13 protein-coding genes and 1 tRNA gene are annotated in these 19,477 nt (G+C 47.7%); 10 read left to right on the top strand and 4 right to left on the bottom strand.

Annotated features, from left to right (window positions below; all coding sequences use genetic code 11):
- Positions 1-14: 14 nt before the first annotated feature.
- The gene (gene ftsZ, locus DXD78_RS08200) at positions 15-1,328 is read left to right on the top strand and encodes a cell division protein FtsZ (protein ID WP_009037694.1); all 1,314 of its coding nucleotides are present in this window, start codon (positions 15-17) and stop codon (positions 1,326-1,328) included.
- A gap of 69 nt (positions 1,329-1,397) precedes the next feature.
- Positions 1,398-1,847, top strand: a complete 450-nt coding sequence (locus tag DXD78_RS08195) for a GatB/YqeY domain-containing protein (RefSeq protein WP_005830410.1) — start codon at positions 1,398-1,400, stop codon at positions 1,845-1,847.
- Positions 1,848-2,185: 338 nt separating this feature from the next.
- Here DXD78_RS08195 and recO read toward each other — a convergent pair whose 3' ends face one another.
- Positions 2,186-2,914, bottom strand: coding sequence for a DNA repair protein RecO (recO, locus tag DXD78_RS08190; protein ID WP_005834546.1), 729 nt, complete (start codon positions 2,912-2,914; stop codon positions 2,186-2,188).
- Positions 2,915-3,201: 287 nt separating this feature from the next.
- On the opposite strand from recO, the gene DXD78_RS08185 reads away from it, so the two are divergent.
- From DXD78_RS08185 to gyrB, 3 genes are all read left to right on the top strand, one after another.
- Positions 3,202-3,273, top strand: a tRNA-Glu gene (locus tag DXD78_RS08185).
- A gap of 40 nt (positions 3,274-3,313) precedes the next feature.
- Positions 3,314-3,568 (top strand): 30S ribosomal protein S20, encoded by a 255-nt coding sequence (gene rpsT / locus DXD78_RS08180; RefSeq protein WP_005830420.1) that lies wholly within the window; start codon positions 3,314-3,316, stop codon positions 3,566-3,568.
- 205 nt (positions 3,569-3,773) lie between these two features.
- Positions 3,774-5,735 carry a DNA topoisomerase (ATP-hydrolyzing) subunit B gene (gyrB, locus tag DXD78_RS08175; protein WP_005830422.1) on the top strand — a complete coding sequence of 654 codons (1,962 nt, stop codon included), beginning with the start codon at positions 3,774-3,776 and terminating at the stop codon, positions 5,733-5,735.
- Between the two features lie 131 nt (positions 5,736-5,866).
- Here the strand turns inward: gyrB and DXD78_RS08170 are convergent, their stop codons facing one another.
- A complete protein-coding gene (locus tag DXD78_RS08170) occupies positions 5,867-6,448 on the bottom strand; it encodes a DUF3109 family protein (protein ID WP_009037693.1) in 582 nt (193 codons plus the stop codon).
- Between the two features lie 112 nt (positions 6,449-6,560).
- Positions 6,561-8,075, bottom strand: a complete 1,515-nt coding sequence (gene gpmI, locus DXD78_RS08165; protein WP_005834542.1) for a 2,3-bisphosphoglycerate-independent phosphoglycerate mutase — start codon at positions 8,073-8,075, stop codon at positions 6,561-6,563.
- A gap of 269 nt (positions 8,076-8,344) precedes the next feature.
- On the opposite strand from gpmI, the gene DXD78_RS08160 reads away from it, so the two are divergent.
- Positions 8,345-9,271 (top strand): magnesium transporter CorA family protein, encoded by a 927-nt coding sequence (locus tag DXD78_RS08160; protein WP_005834540.1) that lies wholly within the window; start codon positions 8,345-8,347, stop codon positions 9,269-9,271.
- Positions 9,272-9,277: 6 nt separating this feature from the next.
- Here the strand turns inward: DXD78_RS08160 and DXD78_RS08155 are convergent, their stop codons facing one another.
- Positions 9,278-9,886 carry a ribonuclease HII gene (locus DXD78_RS08155; protein ID WP_009037691.1) on the bottom strand — a complete coding sequence of 203 codons (609 nt, stop codon included), beginning with the start codon at positions 9,884-9,886 and terminating at the stop codon, positions 9,278-9,280.
- Between the two features lie 97 nt (positions 9,887-9,983).
- Between DXD78_RS08155 and DXD78_RS08150 the strand changes: the two genes are divergently transcribed.
- The 4 genes from DXD78_RS08150 to DXD78_RS08130 all read left to right on the top strand — a co-directional run bounded on the left by DXD78_RS08150 (position 9,984) and on the right by DXD78_RS08130 (position 19,411).
- A complete protein-coding gene (locus tag DXD78_RS08150; RefSeq protein WP_009037690.1) occupies positions 9,984-11,606 on the top strand; it encodes a tetratricopeptide repeat protein in 1,623 nt (540 codons plus the stop codon).
- Between the two features lie 1,027 nt (positions 11,607-12,633).
- Positions 12,634-15,711 (top strand): TonB-dependent receptor, encoded by a 3,078-nt coding sequence (locus DXD78_RS08140; protein ID WP_005830477.1) that lies wholly within the window; start codon positions 12,634-12,636, stop codon positions 15,709-15,711.
- Positions 15,712-15,739: 28 nt separating this feature from the next.
- A complete protein-coding gene (locus tag DXD78_RS08135; protein WP_005834532.1) occupies positions 15,740-17,275 on the top strand; it encodes a RagB/SusD family nutrient uptake outer membrane protein in 1,536 nt (511 codons plus the stop codon).
- A gap of 126 nt (positions 17,276-17,401) precedes the next feature.
- Positions 17,402-19,411 carry a trehalase family glycosidase gene (locus tag DXD78_RS08130; protein WP_005834530.1) on the top strand — a complete coding sequence of 670 codons (2,010 nt, stop codon included), beginning with the start codon at positions 17,402-17,404 and terminating at the stop codon, positions 19,409-19,411.
- Positions 19,412-19,477 lie beyond the last annotated feature (66 nt).

Below are 19,477 nucleotides of genomic sequence, written 5' to 3'. Positions count from 1 at the left end.
AAAATTAAGTTATTATGGAAGATATAGTACAATTCGATTTCCCGACCGATTCACCGAAAATCATTAAAGTAATCGGTGTAGGCGGAGGTGGCGGCAATGCCGTGAACCATATGTACCGGGAAGGTATACACGACGTGACGTTCGTACTGTGCAACACAGACAACCAAGCGTTGAAGGACTCTCCCGTGCCCGTGAAGTTACAGCTTGGGAAAGAAGGCCTGGGAGCCGGAAACCGCCCTGCCCGTGCCCGCAAGGCAGCAGAAGAGAGCATCGAAGACATCAAGAATATGCTGAACGACGGCACCAAGATGGTATTCATCACTGCCGGAATGGGCGGTGGTACCGGTACGGGTGCCGCACCCATCATTGCACAAACCGCCAAGGAAATGGACATCCTGACCATCGGCATCGTCACCATCCCTTTCCGCTGGGAGGGCGACAAGAAGATAGACCAGGCACTGGATGGCGTAGAGGAAATCAGCAAGCACGTAGATGCCCTGCTGGTCATCAACAATGAAAAGCTGAGCGAGATATACAGCGAGCTATCCGTAGACGACGCGTTTGACAAGGCCGACGACACCCTTTCGGTAGCCGCCAAGAGTATTGCCGAAATCATCACCCTGCATGGAAAGGTGAACCTCGACTTCAACGACGTGAAAACAGTGCTGAAGGACGGCGGCGTAGCCATCATGAGTACCGGCTACGGCGAAGGTGAGAACCGTGTCAGCGAAGCCATCAAGAACGCGCAGCACTCGCCGTTGCTGAACAACAACGACATCTTCAACTCCAAGAAAGTACTCCTCAACATCTCTTACAGTGCACAATACAAGCTGATGATGAGCGAAATGGACGAGGTGAAGGAGTTCATGAACCGTTTCAGCCGCGACTTCGAAACCAAATTCGGTATGGCCATTGACGACAAGCTGGAACAGAAAGTGAAAATCACCCTGCTTGCCACCGGTTTCGGTATCCAGGACATCCACATGAAGGAGATGGACGACCGCATCACCCAGCGCACCGCCGAAGAACAGCAACGCCTTGCCGAGCTGGAGGAGGAAGAGGAACAGAGACGCAACCGCCGCGAAGTGTACTATGGCAAGGATGCCAATGCCCGTTCCCAGCGCAGCCGCCGTCGCCATATCTATCTCTTCAATCCCGAAGACATGGACAACGCCGACATCATCAGCATGGTAGAGAATTCTCCGACCTATCTGCGTGACAAAAGCACGCTGAACAGCATCAAGATGAAGGCAGAGCAGGAAGGGCAGCTCGCCACCGAAGCCGCGCAAGAGGCAGAAGGCGGTGCAGGGGGAGTCATCACCTTCTGATTTTTCCGTTCCCGATATGTAAAACCATCCTCCTCCCCTTCGGGGGAACAGGAGTAAACCTATAACAATATGGATTTATTTGAAAAAGTCAGCGAAGACATTAAAACAGCCATGAAAGCCAAAGACAAAGTGGCTCTCGAAACATTGAGAAACGTAAAGAAAGTATTCCTTGAAGCCAAAACCGCTCCCGGAGCCAACGATACCCTGAGCGATGCAGATGCTTTGAAGATTATCCAAAAACTGACCAAGCAAGGCAAAGACGCCGCTGAAATCTATGTACAGCAAGGTCGCCAGGACTTGGCAGACGATGAGCTGGCACAAGTAAAGGTGCTTGAAACCTATCTGCCCAAGCAGATGAGCGCCGAAGAACTGGAGGCAGCCTTGAAGGAAATCATAGCCGAAGTCGGCGCCACCAGCGGCAAGGACATGGGCAAGGTGATGGGTGTAGCCAGCAAGAAACTTGCCGGACTTGCCGAAGGCCGCGCCATCTCAGCCAAAGTAAAAGAGTTGCTGGGATAAAGAAATACACTTCCCCTATCATATAAGCCGTGCTTCAACAGAGGGACTCAGCGTCCAAAGTCTGTTGAACACGGCTTTTTACATACCAATCCATATCCTCCCCCCACAAGAGATTATACGCTATCTATCAACGCATTATATTTACCGACCGTTTACCATAAGATGTAAAAGCCGTTACCTAATGATGTAACGACGGTTACCCTATATTGAAACGGTCGTTACCCTATATTGTAACGACCGTTACAGCTTATCGTAACGACCCTTACAGCAGTAAGTAAAACTCCCTACTCCTATAATAAAGGCAGCGCACACTTATTGGGCCGTTACATCGACGATAATCAATCAAAAAGCTCCTTCAATACCTCAAGTGATTTCAATACCGGGAAATCCGGCAGATGCAGACGATAATATTCATTCATAATGTTCAGGCAGCGGGTACGCTCCAACCGGTTCATGGTGAAAAGATGCATCGTTTCATAATTCATGCGCATCAGCTGTGTCAGGCGGGCCGCCTCCTCGGGAGCGATGTAATTGGAATGGAGCTGCGGACGCAAGGGAGTGAAACAAGCATTCTGCAAATCGAAGTAATCTCCGGCATGATAATCCTCCAGGTTGGGATACAAACCGAGAAAACGGGAAAGGCGCATCAGGAAGACCAGATGGAAATTGGCAAACCCCTCCCTGCATTCATCCAGCCAGATGACGGAATGATACAGATAAGCAAACAGCGGACGGTTCTCCGCCTCCTCCCGGACGGCGCGATAAAGGAATTCCGAAAGAAACAAAGCGATGGCAGATTTGTAGGGATCGTAGGGAAGCGTGGCGAAAGGATAAAGAGACTTCGCCTCCTTCACCTTATATATAGTGGCATTAGGACGGAAATCGGCTTCAAGTTCCACCAATGCCAGCGGCTGGAAGAGTACCGGCTTCACCGCCGCCTTGCGCGAACGGGGTATGGACACCATGAAGGAAGCCCTGCCAGCCACCTCCGTATAGATGTCTGCAATGAGAGATGTATCCTTATATTTCAAGGTATGCAGCACAATTCCCAGTGTTTTCTGTAACATTCCCGATTTCTTTATCTGGTTTCAATCTGATAACAAAGCTACAAAAAAAGCCCGAAAGAAGAGAAACAAAAGGAGAAGAATAAAAAAACAAGGTAAGGAGTGCAAAAAGCAAAAGCACGTATTACACTGATTTTCAACAAACAAGACGCTAACCTATGACAAAAAGCAACAAAAAGCTATATTTTTTTCTTGCGAATGTTTTGGTAATTCAAAAATAGTTTCTACCTTTGCATCCGCAAACGAGAAATAAAGGCTCTTTGCAAGAGCGGAAACGCTCACCAAAGGATGGCCCGTTCGTCTATCGGTTAGGACGCAAGATTTTCATTCTTGAAAGGGGGGTTCGATTCCCCCACGGGCTACAAAATAAAAAAATAAACGAATTAAAAAAGATTAGTCGAGATGGCAAATCATAAATCATCACTGAAGAGAATCAGACAAGAAGAAACAAGAAGACTTCACAACAGATATTATGGCAAGACCATGAGAAACGCTGTTCGTAAGCTTCGTGCTACTACAGACAAAGCTGCAGCAACAGCAATGTATCCGGGTATCACAAAACTGTTGGATAAATTGGCTAAGACTAATGTAATCCACAAGAACAAGGCTAACAACCTGAAGTCAAAATTGGCTATCTATATCAACAAGCTGGCTTAAGTTGACTGTTACACAAAAGATATTACAAGGCTGGACTTTTTAGTCCGGCCTTTCTCATTTATACCTCTCTATTTACCTGCTTCCACACAAGTTTCTTTTCTGTGCTAAAAAGCTGTAAACTACCCGAATTTATCCGTTTGTTTAGCACCATATCCCGAGGATTTTCACTATATTTGCTCTGTTATTACAATAAGGAAAAAAGATTATGACTGAAGAACAGATTCACTCCAATAACGGGAGCTATTCTGCCGAAAACATCCAGGTACTGGAAGGTTTGGAAGCAGTGAGAAAGCGTCCCGCGATGTATATTGGCGACATTAGCAGCAAAGGGCTTCACCACCTGGTGTACGAGGTTGTGGACAACTCCATCGACGAGGCACTTGCCGGCTATTGCGACCACATCGAAGTCACCATTAACGAGGACAACTCCATCACCGTACAAGACAACGGACGTGGTATCCCGGTAGACTATCACGAAAAGGAAAAGAAATCCGCACTGGAAGTTGTAATGACCGTACTGCATGCCGGAGGTAAGTTCGACAAAGGTTCCTACAAGGTATCGGGAGGTCTGCATGGTGTAGGTGTATCTTGCGTAAACGCCTTGTCTACACACATGACTACCCAGGTTTTCCGTAACGGAAAAATCTATCAGCAGGAATATTCCTGCGGACATCCGCTCTACTCCGTCAAGGAAGTGGGCACAACAGACATTACCGGTACACGCCAGCAGTTCTGGCCGGACGATACCATCTTTACGGAAACAGTCTACAACTATGATATTCTTGCCACCCGCATGCGCGAGTTGGCTTACCTGAACGCAGGCATCAAGATTTCACTGACCGACCTTCGCGTAAAGGACGAAGAGGGAAATGCCAAGAAGGAAATCTTCTACTCGGAAGAAGGCCTGAAGGAATTTGTGCGCTACGTGGACTCCTCACGCGAACACTTCATGAACGATGTAATCTACATCAACACCGAGAAGCAAGGCACACCGGTGGAAGTAGCCATCATGTACAACACTTCTTATAACGAAAATGTACACTCTTACGTAAACAACATCAATACCATTGAAGGGGGTACCCACTTGGCAGGTTTCCGCCGTGCACTGACCCGTACGTTGAAAAAATACGCCGAAGACAACAAGATGCTGGAGAAAGCCAAGGTAGAGATTGCAGGCGACGACTTCCGCGAAGGATTAACTGCCGTTATCTCCATCAAGGTGGCAGAGCCTCAGTTCGAAGGACAGACCAAGACAAAGCTGGGTAACAACGAAGTGATGGGCGCCGTAGACCAGGCTGTGGGCGAGGCCCTCACCTACTACTTGGAGGAACACCCGAAGGAAGCCAAGCTGATTGTAGACAAGGTGATTCTTGCCGCCCAGGCACGTATCGCCGCACGTAAGGCACGCGAATCCGTACAACGCAAATCGCCGATGTCCGGCGGTGGCATGCCCGGTAAGTTGGCCGACTGCTCCAGCAAGGACCCGGAAGAATGCGAATTGTTCCTCGTCGAGGGTGACTCGGCAGGCGGTTCAGCAAAGCAAGGCCGTAACCGTGCGTTCCAAGCTATCCTGCCGCTTCGCGGTAAGATTCTGAATGTGGAAAAGGCCATGTGGCACAAGGCATTCGAGAGCGACGAAGTAAACAATATCATCCAGGCGCTGGGCATCCGTTTCGGCGTGGACGGTGAAGACAGCAAAGAAGCGAACATTGACAAGCTGCGCTACAAGAAGATTATCATCATGACCGATGCCGACGTCGATGGTTCTCACATCGACACGCTGATTATGACGCTTTTCTTCCGCTACTTCCCGCAAGTCATCCAGCAGGGTTGCTTGTACATCGCCACTCCTCCCCTTTACCTTTGCACCAAAGGCAAGGCGAAAGAGTATTGCTGGACAGACCAGCAGCGCCAGAAGTTCATCGACACTTACGGCGGCGGTTCGGAAAACGCAGTACACACCCAACGCTACAAAGGTTTGGGTGAAATGAACCCGGAACAGTTGTGGGAAACCACCATGAATCCGGAAAACCGCATGCTGAAGCAGGTGCATCTTGAAAATGCAGCCGAAGCCGACTATATCTTCTCCATGCTGATGGGTGAAGACGTGGGCCCGCGCCGCGATTTCATCGAAAAGAATGCAACGTATGCAAATATTGACGCTTAATAAATAATAAATAACCAACCTCACATCTTACAACGAGGAAGCCCCGGACGGGCAGGATAATCCTGCTGACCGGGGCTTTTCCTTTATCCCTCTTCTCCTCCAAAGAAGAGGCCCGTCTCCGCACGGAAGAACTATAGGATTCCTTGTTTTTTCATCTCTTCCACTACCAATTCCAGCTCTGCATACCAGTCCTCACCAAACTTACGGATAAGCGGCTCTTTCAGAAACTTATACACGGGCAGATTTTCCTTTTGTCCCAACAGCATAGCGGCTTTGCAGACATCCCAACGATGATAGTTCACTGCCTTATAGAGTCCGTAGTTCCCCACCCTTATCGGATAGAGATGGCAGGATATAGGTTTGTAGAAGTTGGTCCTACCCTCACGGTAAGCCTTTTCGATGGCACAATAGCAACAGCCTTTATCATCATAGCAGGTAAAGACGCAATCCTTGTTGTTTACAATAGAAGTCACCAGGTCACCTTCACAATCGGTATAGACCACACCTTGCTCCTCTATCACGGTGCGGGCTTCGGGAGAAAGCTCGTCCCAAATCAGCGGAAGCACCTCTTCCAGTTTCTCCACCTCGTCCAGCTCCACGGGAGCACCGGCATCGCCCTCAATGCAGCAAATCCCCTGGCAAACACCCAAGTCACACAAGAACTTCTCGCGCAAGACATCGAAAGAAACCACAACATCACCAATCTGTATCATAATCATTCTATTAAAAAAAGACGCGGATTATCCGGATTGCACAGACTCAACTTTAAGAGCATCCGTGGAATCCGTATAATCCGCGTCTAAATATTGTTACGGCCTTGACGCCTTACTTAATCAAATCCTTACCAGTCATTTCAGCCGGCTGCTCCATACCCAAGATATGCAGAATAGAAGGAGCTACGTCAGCCAATACACCGTTCTCAACCTTGGCGTCCTTGTTTGCAGTAACGTAAACGAAAGGAACGGGATTCAGAGAGTGGGCAGTATTCGGAGTACCATCCTCATTCAGAGCGTGGTCGGCATTACCGTGGTCGGCGATGATGATTACTTCATAATCGTTTGCCTTGGCAGCTTCAACAGTATCTTTCACACATTCGTCGATGGCTTTCACTGCCTTCTCAATAGCTTCGTAGATACCGGTATGTCCCACCATATCACCATTGGCGTAGTTCACCACGATGAAATCGAACTTCTGGGTCTTGATAGCTTCAACCAACTTGTCCTTCACCTCGTACGCACTCATTTCGGGCTTCAAGTCGTAAGTGGCAACCTTCGGAGAAGGAACCAGGATGCGCTCTTCAGCATCGTAAGGAGTCTCGCGGCCACCGTTGAAGAAGAAAGTCACGTGTGCATACTTCTCTGTTTCGGCAATGTGCAGCTGGGTCTTGCCATTGGCAGCAAGGTATTCGCCCAAGGTATTCTGTACGTTCTCCTTATCAAAAAGGATATGCACACCCTTGAAGCTGGCATCGTACGGAGTCATGCAGTAGAACTGCAGGCCCGGAATAGTCTGCATGCCTTGTTCGGGCATATCTTGCTGGGTGAGGACAACGGTCAATTCCTTGGCACGGTCATTGCGGTAGTTGAAGAAGATTACAACATCACCTTCCTTGATGGTACCGTCGAAGCCACCGTTCACAATCGGCTTAATGAATTCATCCGTAACGCCTTCGTCGTAGGACTCCTGCATAGCCTGGACCATATCCGTAGCAACCTTGCCTTCACCGTTTACCAACAAATCGTAGGCAACCTTCACACGTTCCCAACGTTTGTCGCGGTCCATGGCATAGAAACGTCCCACGATGGAAGCAATCTTGCCGGCAGACTTCTCGCAATGAGCAGTCAACTGCTCAATGAAACCTTTACCACTCTTCGGGTCGGTATCACGACCGTCCATAAAACAGTGGATGAAGGTATTCTCGATACCGTATTCCTTGGAAATATCGCAGAGTTTGAACAAATGGTCAAAAGAGCTGTGCACGCCACCGTTGCTGGTCAGTCCCATAAAGTGGATATTCTTGCCGTTTTCCTTTGCATATGAGAAAGCAGAAACAATTTCCTTGTTCTTCAGAATGCTGCCATCGGCACAAGCACGGTTAATCTTCACCAAATCCTGGTAAACGATGCGTCCGGCACCGATATTGAGGTGACCTACTTCAGAATTACCCATCTGTCCGTCGGGCAAACCAACGTTTTCACCGCTTGCTTGAAGCTCGGAATGCGGATAAGTTGCCAACAGACTGTCCCAATACGGAGTAGGTGTATTGAAAATCACATCATCTTTGCCTTGATCGCCGATGCCCCAGCCATCAAGAATCATTAAAAGGGCTTTCTTACTCATAATATTAATCGAATTTAATTGTATAATCTTTTTGTATGATACAAACGTTCTTTTATAGTAGGAACCTGTTTTTTGCGTTGCAAAGGTACAAAAAACAGCCGTTAAAGCGTACTGTTTCAAATGATTTATGTACTTTTGCCACGCTTAAAAAATAAAAAAACAAGAAATATGGACGATTCAAACCCACGAACGTGCAATAGTATTCACCAATAAAACGAACGGAGACGTTGACTGCAATGCCTCTGTTCCAACTAGAAAGGAGGCAAACAATGAGAAAGTATCTCTACAGTGAAAATGGCTTCACTGAAAAGGCCGAATGGCAACCCAACTGCTGGGTCAACGTAGAATGCCCGGACAACGATGATTTCAAATTCCTAACCGAAGAGCTGAAAGTTCCCGAATCATTCCTGGAAGACATAGCCGACGTGGACGAGCGCCCACGTACGGAAACAGAAGACAACTGGCTGCTGACCATCCTCCGCATCCCGATGCAGAGCAACCAACGCGGCGTGCCGTTCATCACTGTGCCCATCGGCATTATCACCAATGACGGAATCATCGTTTCTGTCTGCTATCACCACACGGAGCTGATACCGGACTTCATTCAGCACACCCGCCGGAAGAACATAGTCGTCAACAATAAACTGGATTTGATTCTGCGAATCATCTACTCTTCCGCCGTCTGGTTCCTGAAGTATCTGAAACAGATAAACAACGATGTGGCCACCGCCGAAAAAGAGCTGGAGAAAAGCATCCGCAACGAAGATCTCCTGCAACTGATGAAGCTGCAAAAGACGCTGGTCTACTTCAACACTTCCATCCGTGGCAATGAAGTGATGATAGGACGGCTGAAAAACATCTTTCAAGACACCAATTATCTGGATTTGGAATTATTGGAAGACGTGGTCATCGAGTTGAAGCAGGCATACAATACCGTAAACATCTACAGTGATATCCTGACGGGAACCATGGACGCCTTCGCCTCCATCATCTCCAACAATGTGAATGCCATCATGAAACGTATGACAAGCCTCAGCATTACACTGATGATTCCCACGTTGATAGCCAGTTTCTACGGCATGAATGTGGACATCCACCTGGAGAGTTTTCCGCACGCGTTTATTTTCATCATACTTTTGTCGGCAATATTATCAGCAGTGACATTCGTATGGTTCAGAAGGATTAAGTGGTTCTAAACAGCATCATTGTCCGAAGTTCAGCGACAACTGCCCATCCCCCAAGAGATTAAACGTCAAGCGATGATAGGGTGTAGTACCCCGCTCAGCAATGGCGGCACGATGTTTCTTGGTGGGATACCCCTTGTTACGATTCCAGTCATAATACGGATATTCCTCGTGAAGGCGGTTCATGTAGTCATCACGATAGGTCTTTGCCAAAATGGAGGCGGCAGCGATGGAAAGGTACTTCCCGTCTCCTTTCACTACGGTAGTATGCGGCAAGTCCCGATATTTTTTAAAGCGGTTGCCGTCTATCAGCAGATGTTGCGGACGGACATTCAGTTGGTCAACAGCACGGTGCATGGCAAGAAAGGAGGCATTGAGAATATTGATTTTGTCAATTTCTTCGGGAGAGATGACGCCCACCGCCCATGCCAGAGCCTCTTTTTCAATCACTTCACGCAAGGTATAGCGTTGTTTTTCCGTCAGCTGCTTGGAGTCGTTCAAAAGTTCATTCTTAAAGTCCGTTGGCAGAATAACAGCAGCGGCATAGACCGCACCGGCCAGACAGCCGCGACCGGCCTCATCGCATCCTGCCTCTATCAAATCTTTATTCAAATAAGGTAATAACATATATATCGCTATCTTTGAGGCACAAAGATAAATCTTTTTGGAGGGAAACCGGACTTCTAAGAAGAATTAATTAAATTTGCAGAAACAAGACGATGCCATGAAGAAAAACCTATGTCTACTACTCGTATGTCTTCTGTCAGCAGCTGCCCCACTGCAAGCTCAAGACATGCAGCAAGCACAGAAATTGATTGACCAAGCACAGAAATACCTGTACAACAACCCCAAACAAGCTTCCTACTATGCAGCTCAGGCTTCTGCCTTGTTTCCCGAAGATGAGCCCAGTGAGGTCCGCGCACAAGCCATGATTCTCTACTGTCAAGCCGAACAATTGTTGGGGAACTTCGACCTAAGTATCAAGAATCTTTATGACACCCAAAAATATATCCATCCCACCAACAAAAAACAAATGGCACAACTCTGCTCCTTGATGGGGCGTGTATACAGCAAACTAGGCGATTACAACAAAGCCATTGAACTGAACGACAAAGCAACCTCCATCTTCAAATCCATCGGCGATTCCACCTCTGTGGCCGGATGCTATAACGAACGTGGAGTAATGCACCACTTCATGAGTGAATTTACCGTTGCCGAGCGTTTCTTCCAGCGTGCGCTGGCCATCAACCGTGCCCAACGAAACCTGAAAGAGATTGCAACCAACCTGAACAACCTCTGTCTGTACCGGGGAAATACGGAAGAGAAACTTTCTTTCATCCAGGAAGCCATCACCATCAACAAGAATCTGGATGCCCAATGGTCTCTTGGCGAAAACTACAACAACATGGGGAAACAGTATTACTATGACAAGCAATACTCCAAAGCCTTGGAAGCCTTGCATAAAGCCTACGAGTATGCCCACAACATCGGAGCCCGCGAACTGATTTGCGACAATTACGAATATTCGTCCATGGTATATGCAGCTATAGGTGACTATGCCCAAGCCTATAAGTATCTGAACAAGAGGTACCACCTGGGCAAGGAACTGCAAAGTAGCAACAAGCTACGCAACATCGAGCAGGAAATTTCCTACAAAAGATACCAAGACCAAAAATATGCTACTGAAATGCAGGAACAAACCTACAAGATAGAGCTACTGAAACGCAATTTGTGGCTTTTGGGCAGCGTACTTATTCTGGGAATAGCTTTCAGCATCTTTCTATATAAATGGTATAAACGCCGAAAAGATTTGCAACTGATAGAAGCACGCTACCAATTGCAACTGTCCGAAAAAGAAGTGGCCGAACTGAAGATGCATCAGCAAGAGCTGGAACTTCAAAATGTACACAATGCCCTGGCTACCAGTCAGCAGGAGGCAACCAGCTTCGCCGTATTCCTGAAAAGCCGCAATGAACTGCTGGACAAAATACGCGGAATGGTGAAAGAAGGATATAAGATGGACGCGCAAGCCATCACGCCCCACCTGAAGAAAATCAACGCATTCATCAGCCAGAGCCAAAGCGGAGACAAAACCAACAGTGCCCTATTGACAAACATCGATGATAAAAGCAATGAATTCCTCCAAAGACTGGTAGCGATTCATCCCAAACTGACACAAGGCGAGAAATATCTTGCCACCCTGCTAAGGGTGAACCTGTCTACCAAAGAAATATCCATGTTGACCGGCACCACCCCCAAAACCATCAATATGAACCGATACCGCCTGCGCAAATCCCTCAACCTCTCTTCCGAAGAAGACCTAACCGACTATCTACAGAATATATAACCCGGCTCAAGGCTGAAAATATTTATTTTGCATTTCTACCCTCACCGCCCTCACTGCTTACCTAAAAGTCTTTATTCATCGGACTTTCAGAGGTGAGTAAGGGCAATTTCAAAAAGGTGAGGGTAAAGTTTGCTCTCACTTTGTCTCAGTAGAAACAAGGCATCGAACAAGTAAGCATAGGCTCGCAAGTCCGGAAGAAGGGACTACTGTATCAGTATGCAAATGAAAGAACCGTCTACTGATGACGTTTATAAAGAAAAAAAGTGTCTAGTGAAATCAGGAAAAGACAGCTTTCTTTTTGTTTCCCCCAATATAACCGCTTGTTTCAACACACAGAACGGTTTGTTTCGACGTGTAGAACAATGTGTTTCATTAGGGCGAACACTTTGTTCCATTATAGTGAACACTTTGTTTCATACTATATAAACACCTTGTTTTATGTTGTGCAAACAAAACGTTTTATACTACATGAACGAAGTGTTTTGTACTGCAGAAACAAAGTGTTCATCACTATGAACTAATAAGTTATCCGTATTTTGCAAGAGATAAGATATGAATGTCATCCGTCTTATACTCGACTTCCTCTTTTACAGATGGCTTGCAGATAAAACATCTGCAAACCATCTGCAAGGGACATCATTGATAAACAGTAGTATCTCAACTCTCCTCCGAGGAGGAGAGTTGAGATACTACTGTTTATCAATGATTATAAAAGACTTGCGAAACTTGAGTTGCTTGATATTTCTAAAAGAGTTGGTTTCCTTCTTCATCTAATCACCGTTTACTTGCGCAACTCAATAATTAATGTAAATCGGGAAAAGTTTATGTGGATATAGTTTTGTAGATATAGAATATCTCATTTACTCCTATTTATCAAATACTTACAAAACTATTTGTAGATAATAAAACAAAGAATATCCCTCTCTTGTAGTCTGCTTGTAGATAACATTCATTAGCAATTCCTGTTTATGAAGCTTAATTTAGCATTGTGAAAAACCAATAGTATTAACCTTAAAAACTTATTCAAATGAGTAAAAGTAACTACTACAAAGAAAGAGTCATTCAGCTACTTCTCTTCTTTGCTTTTATGCTGCCTATGGGCGCATTGGCACAGAACATTCAGCTGAACGGTACCGTAACCGATGTTTCCGGTGAATCTGTCATCGGAGCCAGTGTATTAGAGAAAGGAACAACAAATGGAGTAATCACTGACATCGACGGTAACTTTACCCTCAGCGTTTCCCCAAAAGCCACTATTATTATCTCTTACGTGGGCTATGCTCCACAAGAAATCGCCCTCAATGGTCGCAAGGAATTGAAAGTGGTGCTGAAAGAAGACACCGAACTACTGGACGAAGTAGTCGTTATCGGTTATGGCACACAAAAGAAATCGGATGTTTCCGGTTCGGTAAGTTCCGTATCGGGCGATAAACTAAACAACATACCTACCGCTAATGCCGAAACTGCCCTGCAGGGTATGGCTCCCGGTTTGATAGTTAACTTTGGTAGCGGTGCCGCCGGCTCCACTCCCAGCCTGCAGGTGCGCGGTGTAACCACTTATGGAACAGACAACTCTCCGTTGGTAATTATCGATGGCGTTCCGGGTGATATGAGTTTTCTGAACCCCGAAGACATCAAGTCAATGTCTGTATTGAAAGACGCTGCCACCGCCGCTATTTACGGAGCACGCGCCGCCGCAGGCGTTATCCTGATTGAGACTTACCGTGGTACCAAATCCAAACCCAAAATCACGTTCTCAGCTTATTGGGGAGTGGATCAGATAGCCAAGAAACTGGATGTCTGCAATGCCGAAGAATTTATCCACATGGCAAAGATGGCCCGTACAAACGCCGGTCAAAACCCCAAAAACTGGCCTGCTTACATTGCGGCTTATGAGCAAGACCCCACACAGTTTGGCGACACCGATTGGCAGGACGAATACTACCGCAACGGCTTCACACAGAAATACAATGTGGGGTACACTAGTGGCAGTGAGAATGCCAACGTAGCTTTGTCCGTATTCTATTCAAAAAACGAAGCCATCGTGACCGGCACGGGTGACGAGAAATATGGCTTCCGCTTAAACTCAGACATGAAACGCGGCAAGTTCAAAGTGGGCGAATCAGTAAACTACAGCCGTTGGGAATCGGAAATGGAAGCCAACTCAGGTTTTCCCGGCATATACCAAGTGACCAACATGGAACCTATCGCACGTCTGTATGACGAGAATTGTGACGGCGGATACGGTGGTGCCATCCCCGGCATGAACATGAGCGATGCTGCCAACATGGTAGGTTATAATAACCTGATTGAGAACACCCGCGCCACAGATTACATCAAAGGATCGGGCTATCTGCAATATGAGCCCATCAAGGGACTGGTAATCAAGGCACAAGCAAGCCGTAGCCTCCTTTTCCGCGAAACCCGCGTATTCAAACCTACTTACGAACTGGGTGCCATGAAGTGGAACGAAAGCGCCTCACTATCACAGACCCGCACCAGAAGCGTCAACGACCTGCTGGAACTGACTGCCAACTACAACTTCACCATCAAAGACAGTCACGACTTCGCCTTCCTGCTGGGAGCTTCACAAGAAGAAAGCACTTACGACCTATTGGGTGCATCGGGTTCCGAATTCGAGAACAACGACATGGGCATTCTGGGCCAGGCACGCAAAGACTATGGTGTGCAAGGTGAAAAGACCCGTAGCGGCTTGCGTTCCGTATTTGGCCGTGTGAACTATAGTTGGAAAATGCGCTACATGTTAATGGCCTCGTTCCGCTATGACGGTTCTTCACGTTTTGCCGACGGTAACCAGTGGGGGTTCTTCCCCTCTGTATCAGTAGGCTGGAACATTGCCAACGAACCTTTCTGGGAAGATATGAAAGAAACAGTCAGCTCCTTCAAATTGCGTATGAGCTACGGCGCCCTCGGTAACCAATCGGTACCTCTCTATCTCTACATTCCCAAATTGGACTCCAACGCCGACAACATCAACTACCCCTTCGACGGCAAAGTCGTAAACCAGGGATATGCAGTACGTAGCCTCCCCTCAAGGAACATCAAGTGGGAAACTACCTTCTACAAAAACATCGGTGTGGACATGAGCCTATGGAACAACAAACTGGAATTCTCGATTGAAGGTTACATCAAGGACACCAAGGACATGCTTTCCGAAAAGAACATCAGTCTGTCTACCGGTTACGGTGCACTGACGGTGAACGACGGTGAACTGCGCACCACCGGTATGGAAATGCAACTGATTTACCACGGTAATGCAGGTAAGGACTTCAAGTATGACCTTGACTTCAACCTGAGCCACTTCAAGAGTAAACTGAAATCAATGGCAGACCCCAACTATATGTACGAATATGGTGCTTCACGTACCTACGTGGGTGGTTACTTCGGTGAATTCTGGGCTTACGAAACCGCAGGCATCATCCAAAATGAAGCAGAAGCCAAACTTTGGAAAGAATCACACGGACGCAAGGACAGCAAAGGCAACTGGATTCCCATGCAGCCCAACGCAGAACCCGGTGACCTCCGCTTCGTAGACCAAAACGGTGACGGCATGCTGGACAGCGATGACAAGAAGCTTCTGGGCAACGGTTGCCCCAAGGCCTCTATCGGCTTCAACGTAACACTGAATTACAAAAACTTCGATTTGGTAGCCAACTTCTACGGTGACCTCGGTGTAGACCGTTACAACTATACCAAATATCAATTGGAACGTATGGATACCAAGTTCAACTATGGCAGAAACGCACTGAAAGCATGGACTCCGGAGAACCCCAACACCAACATTCCACGTGCCGTATACGGCGACCCGAACAAGAATGCTCGCACTTCCGACCGTTTCATCGAACGAGGCGACTTCTTCCGCCTGAACAACTTGCAACTGGGCTACAACCTGCCTGCTACAGTTTGTGGTAAGTTGGGCATCAGCAACCTCCGTTTCTATGTAGGTGGTACACGCATCTTTACCATCACCGGTTACAGTGGCTATGACCCCTCTACCAACGGTGGTATTGACCGCATGGGTTACGACTATGCTTCATCACCTCTATGCCGCACTTTCATGGCCGGTATTAAATTCGGATTTTAATTGAACCAAAACTTTAAAAAAGATGATTATGAAATTAAAGAATATATTATTGTGCGCCTCAGTCTTAGGAGGCCTGGCACTCTCTTCATGTACCGGAAATTTCCTGGATGAAGACAGAAACCCCAACTCACTGGACCCCGAAAACTTCTGGAAGAGCGAATCCGACATCCTCAAAGGACTTACCGCAGCCTACGCTGGACTACAGCCTACCATCGAATGGGCGCAACCTTTCGAACGCTACATTGTGATAGACAACTACCGCAGCGACGAGCTGGACTACCGCCCCGACGTGACCGCCTGGATGGAACTGGCCATGTACAACAACGAATCGACCAACTACGTGCCCAACGATGAATGGACCAACCTCTATACCAGTATCAACTATTGCAACCAGTGTCTGGACAACATTCCCAATGTGCCCGACAACGATGACGAAGGCATCAAGCAGACCAAAGCGACCAGTATTGCCGAGGCACGTTTTCTGAGAGCCTTCTACTACTACCGTCTCTTCATCAACTTCGGTGAAAGACTACCAATGTTCGAGCACGAACTCGAAGGTACCGAAGAGGAATTCTATCCTCCTCAGGTAGAAGCCGGCAGACTGAAGACTTTCATCGAGACAGAACTGAGTGAATGTCAAGCCAACCTTCCCGAAAAATGGAATACAAACATGGCCGGACGCGTCACTAAATATACTGCCGCAGCACTCTTAGGCAAATACTATATGTTCATCGGCGAAAAGGCCAAAGCCAAAACAGAATTCTGGAAAGTCATTGACAGTCACAGATATGAACTGATGGAGAACTATGGCGACAACTTCAACGGACTACACGAGAACAATAAGGAATCCATCCTTGAAGTACAGTTCACCGGAAGTCTGGAAGGCGGGCACTACGAATACAATCTCTTTACCTTGCACTTGGGTCCCGACAGTGGCTGTGGCGCATACGAGGAAGCATATCCGTCCAAATGGTTATTCAATACACTGAAGAAAGACCTCACCGAAGATGGGGAATACAGCGACCGATTGTATGAGACTATCATTTTCGACGATCCCAAATCCCGTCCGTTCTATTACGAAGACGGCAAAGGATTCAGTGATTACCACCAAGAAGACAATATCTACTGGCGCAAATATGTGACTTACGACAAGTCATTGGGTGATTACTGGGATTATTCCGGTTTCAACATCCCCCTCATCCGCTATGCGGACATCCTGTTGCTCTATGCCGAGTGTCTGAACGATGAAGGAAACTCTAAAGAAGCCATCAAATACATCAACAAAGTACGTGACCGTGTACACGTAACGCCACTGTCCGACACCCTAAGTAAAGAACAAGTGCTGAAGCACCTGCAGGATGTGGAACGTCCTTGCGAACTGGCCCTCGAAGGCTCACGCTGGTATGATCTCATCCGTTGGGGCATTGTGGAAGACGCACTTAAGAGTCATGAAAAGCCTTTCGCAAGCAATTTCATATCGACCAAGCATATCAGACTCGCTATCCCTCACAAAGAATTCCTGATGAATCCTGATTGGGTGCAAAACGAAGGTTACACAAAATAACCGATAACCCTACAACTCAGTCTCTATCGGAAGCGAAATGCCGGAAACGGGATCCCATCCGATAGAGATTGCTTTTAATAGAACTCTCTGTTTCAAGACTTCATTTCATCATATACTTAATTTACCATGAGACATCCAAATAAAAACATCGCTTTGACTGGCATCGTTGCCTGCATACTGGCCTCGTGCGTCAAAGCTCCCACTTCTTCAGAACCGCTTTTATCCAAGCAAGCGGACTTCTGTAATCTTATCAACATAAAGAACACTCCCGCCGGAGCCGTAGACTGGGATGCCTACGTCTTTGCCGACAAAGGTGCTTGGATGGCATACTCACTGCCCGACAACGAAAACCGTCGCCATGCCGGTGCTTTCATGGGACCTATGGTCATGACCGGACGCGGATGGATAGCTGCCGGACTCGCCGAACCTACGCTGTGGGTGAACGGCGAACAGTATAGGATGGTGTACAATGTACAGACCACCCGATACCTCCCCGGCAAACTGATACAGGAATACAACGATGAGAACTTAAACTTCACTACCGAATTGTGCTACCTCACCTCACGTTCCGTAGCCATACGTTCAATCGTGAAGAATATGAGCCAAAAACCGGTAAAGGTCAGCTTCGACTGGAACGGAGGCGTATACGAGCCTACCTCTGTCGTAAGCAGCATAGATAAAGGTCTCTCTTTCATCCGCCCCAAAGATTCCACGAACACGGTAATCCGATTCCTCACAGCAGACAAGATTCAGGCTGTGGGGAGCGATAGCCTGCACGTCACAGAAAAAAGTGAAATGACCCTGGAACCCGGCAAGACTTATCAGTCGGAGATGACTCAAACCCTGACGCTGCGCGGTGAAGACACAGCCAAAGAACTGGCTGCCATAGCAACGCTGAATATAGACAATTGCTTTGAACTAAACGAACAGCAATGGAACGCACAAATCGCTTCGTTGCTGAGCGGAAACAGCAAGTACCTCAAGGACAACAAATACCGCAAGGTACTCGTAAAAGCAATGATGACCCTGAACAGCAACTACCGCACCCCTGCCGGTGACATCCTGCATGGCGGCAGCAACCCGTCGTACAACGGATTCATCAACGGCATCTGGTCGTGGGACTCCTGGAAGATTGCTTCGGGCAACGTACATTTCAACGAGGAGATAGCCAAAAGCGAAATGATTACCCTCTTCGACTATCAAGCCGACAACGGCATGGTACCCGACTTCATCAGCTACAACAAGAAATACAATAACTGGCGCGATGCCAAACCGCCCGTAGCCGCCTGGGGAGCCATGAACGTGTATAAAGCTACCGGCGACAAGAAATTCCTCGAAACAATGTTCGACAAGCTCTATAAGTTCCATCAGTGGTGGTATGCCGAGCGCGACCACAATCACAACGGCATCTGCGAATACGGTTCCACCGACGGCACTCTCATTGCTGCCTGTTGGGAAAGCGGCATGGACAACGGCGTACGCTTTGACGATGCCGTGATGCAGAAAAACAGCGAGAAGGCATGGTCCATGAACCAGGAGAACATCTGCCTGAACTCGTTCCTCTACGTAGACAAGACCATCCTCGCCGAAATGGCAACCCTCCTGAACAAGCCCGAACTGGCGGCACAGCTTAATGCCGAAGCCAAAGTCATCAAGGAGTTCGTACAGACAAAGATGTGGGACAAGGAAACCGGATTCTTCTACGACACCCGTATCGATACCGGCGAGCACATCAAAGTGATGGGTGCCGAATGCTGGCTGCCACTCTGGGCAGGCATCGCCACTCCCGAACAGGCCAAACAGGTGATGCAGAAGATGATGGACCCGCAGAAGTTCAACTCCACCCTTCCATTGGGTACCTTGGACATCAGCCATCCTCGCCTGCGTCCCGTGCGCGGCTACTGGCGCGGCCCGGTCTGGGTAGACCAAGTGTACTTCGGTATCACCGGCCTGCGCAACTATGGTTTCGACCGGGAAGCCGACATACTGACTGAGAAGTTCATCAACAACGCCCAAGGACTCACCACCGACGGCCCTATCCACGAGAACTACAACCCGCTGACCGGCGAAGCGCTCAATTCGCCTAACTTCGGCTGGAGTTCGGCATGTATCATCAAGATGCTGCTCGATGAGTAACTCTCACGCAAAACAACTCTCAAAAGTCTGAAAAGACAAACGATTATACATCATTAAAAGCATACG

This window comes from Bacteroides sp. D20 (genome assembly GCF_003436255.1).
Taxonomy (GTDB): Bacteria; Bacteroidota; Bacteroidia; order Bacteroidales; family Bacteroidaceae; genus Bacteroides; species Bacteroides uniformis.
This window is presented reverse-complemented; position numbering and strand designations above follow the sequence as displayed.

What these genes read in the sequence shown, in the direction of transcription:
- rpsT (WP_005830420.1), top strand. Translation starts at nt 3,314, where the DNA reads ATGGCAAATCATAAATCATCACTGAAGAGAATCAGACAAGAAGAAACA.
- DXD78_RS08170 (WP_009037693.1), bottom strand. Translation starts at nt 6,448, where the DNA reads ATGATACAGATTGGTGATGTTGTGGTTTCTTTCGATGTCTTGCGCGAG.
- DXD78_RS08155 (WP_009037691.1), bottom strand. Translation starts at nt 9,886, where the DNA reads ATGTTATTACCTTATTTGAATAAAGATTTGATAGAGGCAGGATGCGAT.
- DXD78_RS08135 (WP_005834532.1), top strand. Translation starts at nt 15,740, where the DNA reads ATGAAATTAAAGAATATATTATTGTGCGCCTCAGTCTTAGGAGGCCTG.
- DXD78_RS08150 (WP_009037690.1), top strand. Translation starts at nt 9,984, where the DNA reads ATGAAGAAAAACCTATGTCTACTACTCGTATGTCTTCTGTCAGCAGCT.
- recO (WP_005834546.1), bottom strand. Translation starts at nt 2,914, where the DNA reads ATGTTACAGAAAACACTGGGAATTGTGCTGCATACCTTGAAATATAAG.
- DXD78_RS08140 (WP_005830477.1), top strand. Translation starts at nt 12,634, where the DNA reads ATGAGTAAAAGTAACTACTACAAAGAAAGAGTCATTCAGCTACTTCTC.
- gpmI (WP_005834542.1), bottom strand. Translation starts at nt 8,075, where the DNA reads ATGAGTAAGAAAGCCCTTTTAATGATTCTTGATGGCTGGGGCATCGGC.
- gyrB (WP_005830422.1), top strand. Translation starts at nt 3,774, where the DNA reads ATGACTGAAGAACAGATTCACTCCAATAACGGGAGCTATTCTGCCGAA.
- ftsZ (WP_009037694.1), top strand. Translation starts at nt 15, where the DNA reads ATGGAAGATATAGTACAATTCGATTTCCCGACCGATTCACCGAAAATC.
- DXD78_RS08195 (WP_005830410.1), top strand. Translation starts at nt 1,398, where the DNA reads ATGGATTTATTTGAAAAAGTCAGCGAAGACATTAAAACAGCCATGAAA.
- DXD78_RS08160 (WP_005834540.1), top strand. Translation starts at nt 8,345, where the DNA reads ATGAGAAAGTATCTCTACAGTGAAAATGGCTTCACTGAAAAGGCCGAA.
- DXD78_RS08130 (WP_005834530.1), top strand. Translation starts at nt 17,402, where the DNA reads ATGAGACATCCAAATAAAAACATCGCTTTGACTGGCATCGTTGCCTGC.